The 11,785-nt window shown below is 62.0% G+C and carries 9 protein-coding genes and 1 tRNA gene; 5 read left to right on the top strand and 5 right to left on the bottom strand.

Annotated elements, in window-relative coordinates; all coding sequences use genetic code 11:
- Nucleotides 1-162 precede the first annotated feature (162 nt).
- The 5 genes from DXC52_RS05520 (at nt 163) to DXC52_RS05500 (ending at nt 3,823) form a co-directional block, all read left to right on the top strand.
- A complete protein-coding gene (locus DXC52_RS05520; protein WP_006235196.1) occupies nt 163-1,152 on the top strand; it encodes a PTS sugar transporter subunit IIB in 990 nt (329 codons plus the stop codon).
- An 18-nt stretch (nt 1,153-1,170) separates the two neighbouring features.
- Complete coding sequence (locus DXC52_RS05515; RefSeq protein WP_117746477.1) at nt 1,171-1,989, top strand: PTS mannose/fructose/sorbose transporter subunit IIC; 819 nt, start codon at nt 1,171-1,173, stop codon at nt 1,987-1,989.
- A 16-nt stretch (nt 1,990-2,005) separates the two neighbouring features.
- On the top strand, nt 2,006-2,926 hold the full coding sequence (locus DXC52_RS05510; protein ID WP_022094170.1) for a PTS system mannose/fructose/sorbose family transporter subunit IID: 921 nt from the start codon (nt 2,006-2,008) through the stop codon (nt 2,924-2,926).
- Nucleotides 2,927-3,046: 120 nt separating this feature from the next.
- Nucleotides 3,047-3,445, top strand: a complete 399-nt coding sequence (locus tag DXC52_RS05505) for a DUF956 family protein (protein ID WP_006235193.1) — start codon at nt 3,047-3,049, stop codon at nt 3,443-3,445.
- 302 nt (nt 3,446-3,747) lie between these two features.
- Nucleotides 3,748-3,823 (top strand) — tRNA-Arg (locus DXC52_RS05500).
- A gap of 169 nt (nt 3,824-3,992) precedes the next feature.
- On the opposite strand, the gene pknB is transcribed toward DXC52_RS05500, so the two are convergent.
- From pknB to DXC52_RS10265, 5 genes are all read right to left on the bottom strand, one after another.
- On the bottom strand, nt 3,993-5,954 hold the full coding sequence (gene pknB / locus DXC52_RS05495) for a Stk1 family PASTA domain-containing Ser/Thr kinase (protein ID WP_117746476.1): 1,962 nt from the start codon (nt 5,952-5,954) through the stop codon (nt 3,993-3,995).
- A gap of 132 nt (nt 5,955-6,086) precedes the next feature.
- Nucleotides 6,087-8,957 (bottom strand): FtsW/RodA/SpoVE family cell cycle protein, encoded by a 2,871-nt coding sequence (locus tag DXC52_RS05490; RefSeq protein WP_117746475.1) that lies wholly within the window; start codon nt 8,955-8,957, stop codon nt 6,087-6,089.
- 16 nt (nt 8,958-8,973) lie between these two features.
- Nucleotides 8,974-10,773, bottom strand: coding sequence for a Stp1/IreP family PP2C-type Ser/Thr phosphatase (locus DXC52_RS05485; protein ID WP_117746474.1), 1,800 nt, complete (start codon nt 10,771-10,773; stop codon nt 8,974-8,976).
- A complete protein-coding gene (locus tag DXC52_RS05480; RefSeq protein ID WP_006235180.1) occupies nt 10,770-11,186 on the bottom strand; it encodes an FHA domain-containing protein in 417 nt (138 codons plus the stop codon). The genes DXC52_RS05485 and DXC52_RS05480 overlap by 4 nt, the downstream gene beginning before the upstream one ends.
- Before the next feature lie 6 nt (nt 11,187-11,192).
- Nucleotides 11,193-11,785 (bottom strand): FHA domain-containing protein (locus DXC52_RS10265; RefSeq protein ID WP_233504865.1); only part of this gene is annotated, 593 nt, incomplete at its 5' end.

Here is an 11,785-nt window from a genome sequence, read left to right as displayed (position 1 = left end):
ACATGTACGGATGAATGTGGGAGGTGTTCGGATGAAGTCGATAATCAAGGGTTTAAACAAATAATCCAACCTTTTGCGAATTTAGCTATAATTCCACAAACCAAACAGGTATACTTCCTTCATGTCGTGTAGGAAATACGTAGACAAAAAGGAGGTTATGTGATGGTAAGTATTGTTCTTGCTAGCCACGGGGACTTGGCAGCTGGAATCAAGCAGACGGGCTCGATGGTCTTTGGCGATCAGCCGTCTGTTGCCGTGGTCTCGCTCGAGCCGAGCATGGGCCCCGACGACTTCCGTGCCAAGGTCGAGGAAGCAATCGCTTCCTTCGAGGACCAGGAGCAGGTGCTCTTCCTCGTTGATCTGTGGGGCGGCACGCCGTTCAACCAGATCAGCGGGCTCATCGAGGGCCATGATTCCTGGGCTATCGTCACCGGTGTCAACCTGCCTATGCTCATCGAGGCATATTCGCAGCGCTTTGACGCAAAGAACACTGCACATGCGATCGCAAAACATCTCGTGACTGAGGCTAAGGCTGGCGTGCGCGTCAAGCCCGAGTCTCTGGAGCCCGAGGAGAAGAAGCCGGCTGCGGCCGCCGCTGCTCCTGCAGGCGCCATCCCTCCGGGAACGGTCATCGGCGACGGGCACATCAAGATTGCCCACGTCCGTATCGACACCCGTCTGCTGCATGGTCAGGTGGCCACCACGTGGACCAAGCAGATCAACCCCAACCGCATCATCGTGGTTTCCGACGGCGTTGCTCACGACGAGCTCCGCAAGACCATGATCGAGCAGGCTGCCCCTCCGGGAGTCCATGCCAACGTCGTGCCCATCAAGAAGATGGCCGAGGTCGTCAAGGACACGCGCTTTGGTGACACCAAGGCCATGCTGCTCTTCGAGAACCCGCAGGATCTGCTCAAGGCCATCGAGGCCGGCGTCGACATCAAGGAAGTCAACATCGGTTCCATGGCTCACTCCAAGGGCAAGGTCGTCGTCACCAACGCCGTCGCTATGGGCGATGACGACGTCAAGACTCTCGAGGCCCTCAAGGCCAAGGGCGTCAAGTTCGAGGTCCGCAAGGTTCCTTCGGATTCCTCCGAGGATCTCGACGCCATGTTGAAGAAAGCTAAGGCCGAACTGGCCGCTCAAGCATAGTAAAGGAGGGTCCGATACATGTCTGCAATCACTATTCTGCTTGTTGCGATTGTCGCGTTGCTTGCCGGTATGGAAGGCATTCTGGATGAGTTCCAGTTCCATCAGCCGCTCGTGGCATGCACGCTTATCGGTCTCGTAACCGGTCACCTTCAGGAGGGCATCCTCCTGGGCGGTTCGCTCCAGATGATGGCCCTTGGCTGGGCTAACGTTGGCGCCGCTGTCGCGCCTGACGCCGCTCTGGCCTCGGTCGCTTCTTCGATCATCATGGTGCTCGCCCTCAACGGTGGCGCCACCGATTCGGCAAAGGCCGTTACCGCCGCCATCGCCGTCGCCGTCCCGCTGTCGGTCGCTGGTCTGTTCCTGACCATGATCTGCCGTACCCTGGCTACCGCTATCGCTCACGCCATGGACGGTTGCGCCGAGAAGGGCGACTTCTCCGGCATCGAGCGCTGGCAGTACGCTGCTATCCTCATGCAGGGCCTTCGTATCGCCATCCCGGCAGTACTTCTGTGCATCATCCCGGCCGAGGCTGTTACCAACGCGCTTAACGCTATGCCCGACTGGCTGTCCGGCGGCATGGCTGTCGGCGGCGGCATGGTCGCTTCCGTCGGTTACGCCATGGTCATCAACATGATGGCCACCAAGGAGACCTGGCCGTTCTTCATCCTCGGCTTTGTCCTTGCTGCCATCCCTCAGCTCACGCTGATCGCCCTTGGCCTCATCGGCATCTCCCTTGCCCTCATCTACCTTGGCCTTAAGGATCTGGCCAAGCAGGGTGGCAGCATGGGCGGCGGCTCCGGTGACCCGCTCGGCGACATTCTGAACGATTACGAGTAGGAGGGGAGTGATACATATGGCAGAGAACAAGATTCAGCTCACCAAGGCTGACCGCAAGAAGGTTTGCTTCCGTCATCAGTTCCTTCAGGGCTCGTGGAACTACGAGCGTATGCAGAACGGCGGCTGGTGCTTCGCAATGATCCCTGCGATCAAGAAGCTCTACACCAGCAAGGATGACCAGATTGCCGCTCTTAAGCGCCACCTGGAGTTCTATAACACCCACCCTTATGTTTCCGCCCCCGTCATTGGCGTTACCCTCGCTCTCGAGGAGGAGCGCGCCAACGGTGCTCCGATTGACGACGTCGCCATTCAGGGCGTCAAGGTCGGTATGATGGGCCCGCTCGCCGGCGTCGGCGACCCCGCCTTCTGGTTCACCCTTCGCCCGATTCTGGGCGCTCTGGGCGCTTCCCTGGCCCTGTCCGGCAGTATCGCCGGTCCGCTGCTGTTCTTCTTCGCGTGGAACATCATCCGTTACGCCTTCCTGTGGTACACGCAGGAGTTTGGCTACAAGGTCGGCTCCTCCATCGCCAAGGACCTCTCCGGCGGCCTGATGGGCAAGGTCACCGAGGGCGCTTCCATCCTGGGTATGTTCATCATCGGCGCCCTGGTCGAGCGCTGGGTGTCCATCTCCTTCACCCCGGTCGTCTCCAAGGTCACGCAGTCTGCTGGCGCCTTTATCGACTGGGCTAATCTGCCCTCCGGTTCTGAGGGTGTCAAGGAAGCACTGACGATGTATAACTCCATCGGTGCTAACGCCCTTGATCAGGTGAAGGTCACCACGCTTCAGGCTAACCTCGATCAGCTCATCCCCGGCCTTGCCGCCGTGTGCCTGACCCTGCTGGTCTGCAAGCTCCTCAAGAAGAAGGTCAGCCCGATCGTCATCATCCTGGCTCTCTTCGCCATCGGCATCATCGGTCGCGTCTGCGGCTTCATGTAAGCACGTTTCGGCTTAAGACCGAGAATTGCTAAGCAAGGGCTTTTGAGCCATTGAAACGGACCGCACCCGGTGGGTACACTGGATGCGGTCCGATTGTTTTATTTGGAGGGCGAGGCGCGCATGGCGCAATCTCAGAACAGCACGGTCGATCTGGCAACGCCGGCAACCTGCCTGATGGGGCTTACCAGCCACGGTAACGTGATGGTGGGCAATAAGGCGTTCGAGTATTACAACGAGCGCAATCCCGAGGATTATATTCAAATCCCGTGGGACGAGGTCGACTATATCGCCGCCGAGGTTTTGCGCGGCACCAAGAAGATCACGCGTTTTGCCATCTTCACCAAGGACAATGGTCACTTTACGTTTTCGACGCGCGACGACAAAGAGACGTTGCGCGCGGTCCGCAAGTACGTCGACGAGGATAAGCTCGTGCGTTCGCCCGACTTTATCGATGTGACGGCCAAGGGCGCAAAGAGCATCCCCTCCGTTATCAAAAACCTCTTCCACAAAGGTAACTAGTCATTAAAGAGCGCCCCCCAAGTGGGACGCAGTTTCCCATGGGGCTCGATCGGGAAAGTGCATCCCAGTTCGAGCGCCGATTCCGGGATGTAGTTTCCGGAACGGGGTCGTTTGGGAAACTGTGTCCCGTTTCGAGCCGAAATTCTGGGACACAGTTTCCAGCGAGGTCCCATTGGGAAAGTTTGACCCAGAATTTGCCTGGATAGTGGGACACACTTTCCGGAGGGCTGTTCCACTGCAACTTCGAAGAGTGGCTATACGCTGTATTACAACGGCGTAAATCTGCTACACTAGTACAACATGCCTCCGTAGCTCAGGGGATAGAGCACCGCTCTCCTAAAGCGGGTGTCGACGGTTCGAATCCGCCCGGGGGCACCAGAGGAATATCGAGCCCGGTACCGTTACGGTGCCGGGCTCTTTTGGTTTAAGGCATGCCGTAGTATTCGCTGCTTCAGATAAAGAAAGCGCCCGCTTGCTGGGGGAGCAAGCGGGCGCCTGTGAGCGAATATGTTTGCGGCGAAAGCCGCGATGAGCGGTGGGGTGGCGACTAGTTGGTCGTACCGGAATCGTCGCCCGTGCCCGAGCCCGAGCCCGAGCCCGAACCAGAAAGTGTGACCGTCAGCGTAATCGTGCTGTCGGTGGACTGCTTTCCAGTGGGGGAGACGCCCGTAACGGTGGCATCCTCGTTACCGCTTACGGGATTGCCGTTCTGGTCACAGAAGCCAATGTTATAGAAACCGGCGTTGTTGAGCGCGGTAACGGCGGCGGAAATGCTCTTGCCGTACAGGTTGCCCGGGACGGTGGCCTTGCCGGACTTCTTGGCGATGACGACGGTAATCGTGGCGCCGGGCTTCTGCTTGCCGCTGGGGTTCCAGCTGATCACGGTGCTCTCGGTAACCGAGTCGTTCTCCTGGTAGCTCACGTCGACACCAAAGCCTGCCATATCGAGGGCGTTGCGCGCCTGGGCCTCGGTCATGTCGGTCAGGTCGGGGACGGACGTGGTATCCGGGCCGCTCGAGACCTTGTACGAGATGGTCGTGCCCTTCGCGACTTCCTTACCGGCTTCGGTGCCCTGCTCAAAGACCTGGCCCTCATCAGCCTCGTTGGCCTCCTCGGAGGCGTTGCCCTTCAGGCCAACGCTTGCCAGTGCGGCTTCTGCTTGGTCCTTGGTCAGGCCGACAAGTTTGGGAACCTCAACCTTTTCGGAGGGCTTGGGGCCCTTGGAGATTACCAGGTTCACCTTGGTGCCCTTGGTCTTCTTGGTGTTGCCGTTGGGCGTCTGCTCGGCGACCTTGCCCTCGTCGACATCGTCGTTGTAGCTTTGGTCGATGGTGCCGACCTCGAGGCCGGCTTCCTTGATCAGCTCGACGGCAGTCTGCTGGTCCTTGCCCAGCACATCGGGCACGGTGACCTGCTCGCCGCCAAAGAGTCCTGTGGCAAAGGCCACCACGATGCCGATGACGGCAACGGCTGCCACCACGGCGGCGATGATCTTGTTCTTGTTGGATTTGGGCTTTTCGACCTCGTAGGAGCCGGTGGAGCCCGAAACCGAGCTACGGGCGGTATTCTGGCCGCTCACGCCCGAGACGGGACGCACCATGGCGCGCGTCTGATCGGAAAGCTCGCGAGTCTTGGTGGCGCCCAGCTCACCGGGGGCACCGATGATGCGCGTGGGCTCCGAGACGTTGACGGCACGGCCCGACAGGTAGCTGTTGAGCACCTGACGAAGCTCGTCGGCGGTCTGGAAGCGGTTTGCCGGGTCCTTCTCCATGCACTTGAGGATGATGCGCTCAAGGTCGGCGTCGACACCGGAGTTGATCTGGCTCGGCGGAATAGGTAGCTCGTTGACCTGCTTGAGTGCGACCGAGATAGCGTCGTCACCGTCAAAGGGAACGCGGCCGGTGGCGCACTCATACATCACGACGCCCAGCGAGTAGATATCCGAGGTGGGGCCGAGGTCCTGACCACGGGTCTGCTCGGGGCTGACGTAGTGGGCGGTTCCCAGCACGTTGTTGTCTTGCGTGAGGTGGCTGTTCTTGGCGCGCGCGATGCCAAAGTCCATCACCTTAATGTTGCCGTCGGGCAGCACCATGATGTTCTGCGGCTTAATGTCGCGGTGGATGATCTCGTGCTTGTGGGCGACCGAAAGCGCGGAGCTGATCTGCGAGCCGATCTGGGCGACCTTCTTGGGGTCGAGGGCGCCGTGGCTCTTGATGCCGCTCTTAAGGTCGGTACCGCGCAGGTACTCCATGACGATGTAATAGGTGTCGCCGTCCTTGCCCCAATCGTAGACGCCCACGATATAAGGGGAGGAGAGACCGGCTGCTGCCTGGGCCTCCTGCTTAAAGCGTGCGGCGAAGGTTGCGTCGCCAGCATACTGCGGCAGCATGATCTTGACGGCTACCGTGCGGTCGAGGACCTGGTCCTGTGCGCGGTAGACGGTCGCCATGCCGCCTGTTCCCACCTTATCCTTGAGGAGGTATCTTCCCCCGAGGACCCTCTGTTCCATTCCTGCTCCTAACATAACTATTCGCTCAACGATGTGTGTAGTACCTACGATGTGGCCGCTGGGGCCGTGTGGCGCGTTGCCGCTAACTCTTCGGCCGCGGCGCGCCTCGGGTGTCCGATTCGATCATGGGCATCACGCTCCCTGTGCGGCAAGCGCCGCGGTCAGGACGATGCCGGCAATCTTGGCGGCCTTGACGTCATGCTTGTCGTAATCCTCTAAGGCCACCGAGATGGCGACTGTGGGTGAATCGTAAGGTGCAAAGCCAACGAACATCGAGTTGACGTTGGTGCCGCCAGTCTCGGCCGAGCCGGTCTTGCCGGCGACCTTGACGCCGGGGATTTGGGCATCGGTGCCGGTGCCGGACTGGACGACGGCAAGCATGGCCTGCTTGACCTGGTCGGCCGTGGCGGAGCTGACGGCCTGACCAAGCGAGCGGGACTGCGTGGTCTTGACCACGGTTCCGTCCGGGGCGAGTACCTGGGCTACAAAGTACGGGTCCATGACCACGCCGCTGTTAGCGATGGCGGCGGCAATCACGGCGTTTTGCATGACGGTGGTCTGCGGGCCGGGCGTGTGGTCCATGCCGACAGGCTGGCCGGCGCCGGCCCAGGCGGTCTCCCACTCGGTCATGAGTGACGGGTCGGCCATGATGGAGGCCGCGGAGGTCAGGTCTTGGCCGAGCTTTTGGCCGTAGCCAAAGGCGTTGGCAAACTGTACGAGCGTGTTTGCGCCAACTTCGTTTGCCACCTGGCCAAAGACGACGTTGGAGGACACGGCAAAGGCCTGCTGCAGGCTGATGGTGCCGTAGCTCTCGTTGGCATAGTTGGTGACCGGTGCGTTGCCGATGTCCATGGAGCCGGGCGCCTGGTAGGTGCTGGTAAGGCTGGCGGTACCGGTCTCGAGTGCCGCGGAAAGCGTAACGACCTTAAACGTTGAGCCCGGCGTGTACAGCGCGTCCATGGCGCGATTGTACATGGAGCCGTCCTCGCCGCCGCCCGTCTGCAGCAGGGCATCGATGTTGGTGTTGTCGTAGGTGGGCGAGCTGGCACATGCGAGCACCGCGCCGGTACGCGGGTCGATGACCACCACAGCGCCCTTAAAGCCCTTGAGCGCCTGCTCAGCAGCCGTCTGGATACGCGAGTCGATGGTGAGCTTGGCGGTGTTGCCCGGCTGGGTCTGGCCCGCGAGCGACGCGATGGCGTTGTTCCAGCTGGAGTAATCCTTAGAGCCGGTGAGCGTGTCGTTCATGACGCTCTCGATGGCGGTGGTGCCATACTGCTGGCTCACGTAGCCAACCACGTGCGCTGCCAGGTTACCGTTGGGGTAGGAGCGTACGTAGGTGCCGTCCTCCTGCTGCAGCGACTCGGCCAGCGTCACGCCGTCGGACGTGATGATGGAACCGCGCTGGATGTACTTGGAGCGGGCGATGGTGTGGTTGTTGGTCGGCATGTCCTGATAGTCCTTGGCCTTGATGACCTGGACATAGGTGAGGTTGCCGATAAGGATGGCGAACAGCGCCGTAAAGGCGAGCACCGCGCGGGTTAGACGGTTGGCAAGCGCAACGCGGCCGAGCACGCCGGATTCAGGCGTGTCGAGCAGGCGACGGCGCATGCGCGAGCCGACGGAATGGCTACCGCTGCCGTAGGAAGACGAGGTGGCAAAGCGTGTGCCCGTCGGGGCGGCGGCCGATGCGACCTGATCATCGGTGATGGCGGCCATGGTGCCGGTGCCGGTAAGCTCGGCCTCGCGTCCGGTCGCCTCGTCACCGGCACGTAGCAGGAGTGCGACGATGATAAAGCTTGCCAGCAGCGAGGAGCCGCCCTGGCTCATAAAGGGCAGGGTGACGCCGGTCAGCGGGATCAGGCGGGTTACGCCGCCCACGATCAAGAAGGCCTGGAAGCTGATGGCTGCCGTAAGACCGGTGGCGCTAAAGGCGGCAAGGTCGGACTTTGCGCGGGCAGCTGTGGTGAGGCCACGCACGGCAAAGAGCATAAACAGGATGAGCACGGCGCCGCCGCCCAAAAGCCCCATCTCCTCGCCGATAGCCGAGAAGATAAAGTCGGACTCGACGACAGGGATGTTGTTGGCCATGCCGTTGCCGATGCCAACACCGACCAGACCGCCATCGGCAAGCGAGAAGAGCGACTGGACGATCTGGTAGCCCTGGCCTTGGGCGTCCTTAAACGGATCGAGCCAAACCTGGAAACGCACCTGAACGTGAGACAGGAACTTGTAGGCGCCCACGGCTCCAACAGCTAAGAGCGCAAGGCCGATAACGACATACGAAAAGCGCCCCGTGGCAACGTAGAGCATCAGCAAGAAGATGGTGTAGAACAGCACGGCCGAACCCAGGTCGCGTTCGAAGACGACGACGAGCAGGCACACACCCCACACGGCAAACAACGGCAGTAGCAGTCGCAGGCGAGGGATCTTAAAGCCCAAGATCTTGCGGTTGGAGATGGAGAGCAGCTCGCGGTTCTCGGCCAGGTACCCGGCCAGGAACAGCACGATAAAGACCTTGGCGAACTCGCCGGGCTGGATGGTAAAGCCCGCGATGCGAATCCACAGCTTGGAGCCCGAGATCGTGGTGCCGATAAAGATAGGCAGCATCAGCAGGATGATGCCGATGATGCCAAAGGTGTACTTGTAGCGCATGACCACGTCGAGGTTTTTGACCAGTGCAAGCGTTCCCACCATGAGCGCCACCGAGATAAACAGGATGATGAGCTGTGAGATGGCGAGAGCGGGGGCGAGGCGTGTCACGAACGTGATGCCGATGCCCGAAAGTATAAATACGATGGGTAGGATGGCGGGGTCGGCGCCGGGCGCCAAGATGCGCACGGCGATATGTGCCGCGGCGAAGGCGGCAAAGAGGCCGATCGGCACGGCGAGCGTCTCAAAGGAGATAGCGGCGCCCGCGGTGAGCACGTACATCGCATACAGCAGGATGACGGGGAACGCCGAGGCGATGAGCAAGAGCAGTTCGGTGTTGCGGCGACTCATAAGCGGCACTCCCTTTCTAATTCTTTTCGGAGGCTTCGGCCTCGGCGGACTGTTCGGCGGTTTTCTCGGAATCTGATTCGGAGGTCGATCCCTGATTGGTGTTGTCGCGAATCGTTTGCGCGTCGATCACCTGGCGGGTCTGCTCCTCGTCGATCTGGTGGCGGTACTTGGATATCGTGTCCTGCGCATCGTCGACACTTGTTTGCGGAATGCCCGCCTTGAGGCGGTTTTGCGTGTCTTCGGGCAGGTCGGACAGCTTGATGCTGGTTTCGCTTTCGAGCCAGTGGAGCTTGAGTCCGAGTGGCTTGCCGGGCAGGCCGCGCCAGACGGCGACATTGCCCTGGTAGGTACCCAGGTAGTACGAGCCGGTGACACCCGTGTAGGCCCAGATGCCAGCTGCCAGCACAAAGACGAGGGCCAGGATGGCGGCGATAGTAACGTTGCGGCGACGCACGCGTTGCGCCTCGCGCATAACGCCATCGTCAACCAGGTCAACGACTACTACGGTCACGTTGTCGTGGCCGCCGGCGGCAAGCGCCGCGTCCACTAGGTTGTCGACGCAGATTTGCGCGGTTGAGGACTGCGTGGCGATGTTCTCGATATCGCTATCGGGAATCATGCTCGAGAGGCCGTCGGAGCACAGGATCAGGCGGTCGCCTTCCTCGATATGCAGAGTGAAGTGGTCGGCATACATGGCGGGGTCCGAGCCCAGTGCGCGGGTGATGACCGAACGGTTGGGGTGGACGCGAGCCTCGTCTGCCGTGATCTCGCCGGCGTCCACGAGCTCCTCCACGTAGGAGTGGTCGCGGGTCACGCGGATGAGCGTGCCCTCGTGGAGCAGATAGGCGCGAGAGTCGCCCACGTGGGCGATGGCGAGCGTGTCGTTTTCGATGTAGGCGCAGGTGGCTGTGCAGCCCATGCCGGGCTTGCCCAGGCCGTTCAGGGCCGCCTCGATTACGGCGGCGTTGGCTGCCTCGACGGCTGCGGCCAGGCGCGCTGCGTCGGCGGACTGCGGGGCCGTCTTGGCAATAGTCTCGACGGCGATGGAAGAGGCTACCTCGCCGGCGGCGTGACCGCCCATGCCGTCGCATACGCAAAAGAGCGGCGACTGCACCAGGTAGGAATCCTCATTGTGCGGGCGCACGCAGCCAACGTCGGAGCGGGCGCCCCACATGAGTTGCGTGGTGGTACCGGCATCATAGGTCGAGTCGGTCTCGATGCGCTCCTCGGTCAGGGGCTCAAAGCTCATGGTCGAGCCGGGGTCTTTGAGCTTGGCCTCAACGGCAGCAACGTCGATCTCGGCGGTGTCACCGGGAGAGACGGTGTCGGTCTCGGCGTTTGATTCGGAATCACCGGTGTCCGGGGAGTCGGGCTCCTCGGAAACGCGGGCGGTCGACTCGTCGTCTTGCGGGCTGACGTCTATAGGCTCGGGCGCCGGCGTAGGCGCGGGCGCAACCTCGGACGCCGGGGCTATGGGAAACGCCGGCGCGGCGGGCTCGGGTGCCGCAAACACCGCAGCGCTCTCGTTGATTGCCGCGGCGACGGGCTCTGCAAAGTGAGCCGGCGCCGGGGTTGCTTCGGGCGCTGTGGGCTGTTCCGCAGCATGTGCGCCGATGGGCGCCGCTGCGGCATCCTCTTCGTCCTCGTTATCGGCGAGATCCGAAATATCATGCGTTACATGCGAAAGAGGCAGGGAGAACACGGTGTCCTCGGGTTCCACGGGTGCGGAGCCCGCCGGAGCGGCGTGGGCCGGCGCAGCTGCGGCGGCAGCCGGCGCCTCGGTCATAGTTGCGGACTTGTTCTCCTCGTCGATCATCGACGGTTCACCTTCATGACCACGTCGCCAATCTGGACTTCGTCGCCCTCGCGCAGCGTTGCGGGCTCCACGAGCTGGCGGCCGTTGACGAGCGTGCCGTTAAGCGAGTTGAGGTCCTCGATGATGAGTGCCGGGCCCTGCAGCGAAAAGCGCGCATGCGAGGCCGAGACGAACGGTTCGTTGATGCAGATGTCCGAAGATGGCGAGCGACCGACGATGACGGGGCCGAGCATGTCTACGTGGATGCCGCGGATACCGCGCGGACCCTTGTCCACATCGATCGTCCAGATAGCCGAGTCGCGGCGCTGCCCGCGCACAAGTCCCACGCCGGTCTTCATGACGGCGAACAAGAAGATATAGAGCAGGGCGACCAGGACGATGCGGCCTGCAAAAAGGACGATATCGATGTTCATAAGCGACTATCCCCTAAATTCAAAGGTACTCAGGCCAAACGTCAGCAGATCGCCGTTGCGCAGCGGGCAGCGCGTAATGCGGCGGTTGTTGACGAGCGTGCCGTTGGTGGAATTGAGGTCCTCGATCGACCAATCCGAGCCCGTAAAGGTGAGCTGGGCGTGGCGGCGCGACACGTTGGGGTCGCGCAGGGCAATGTCGGAAACTGAGCGCTCGCGACCGATGGTCACCTGTGCGGAGGTGATGCTATGGCTCTCGCCGCTCACGACGTCGACGAGCTGGGCGAGCGGGCGCTGCGGGGCGCGAGTGCTCGCCATGTTGGAGGCGATGCCGGCTGCGGCACCTAGGCCCACGGCGGCACCGGTCGCGGCGGCTCCGCCCATGCCGGCAAGCGCGTCGCGCGAGACGGTCTGCGGCACCGGGATGGGTGCGGCGGCGGGGTCGGGGACGCTAGGCGCGAAGGGGTCTGCCACGGCAAGCGGGTCGGGAGCGGCGGCGCGAGGCGTCGGCTGCTGCTGGGGCATGGCGGCGGGGCGCTGCTGCTGCGGGGCAGCAAACTGCTGCTGGCCGGCGCGCGGGGCGCTGGCGGCACGGCTTTTTT

It is taken from the genome of Collinsella sp. TF05-9AC, assembly GCF_003438495.1.
GTDB lineage: Bacteria > Actinomycetota > Coriobacteriia > Coriobacteriales > Coriobacteriaceae > Collinsella.
This window is presented reverse-complemented; position numbering and strand designations above follow the sequence as displayed.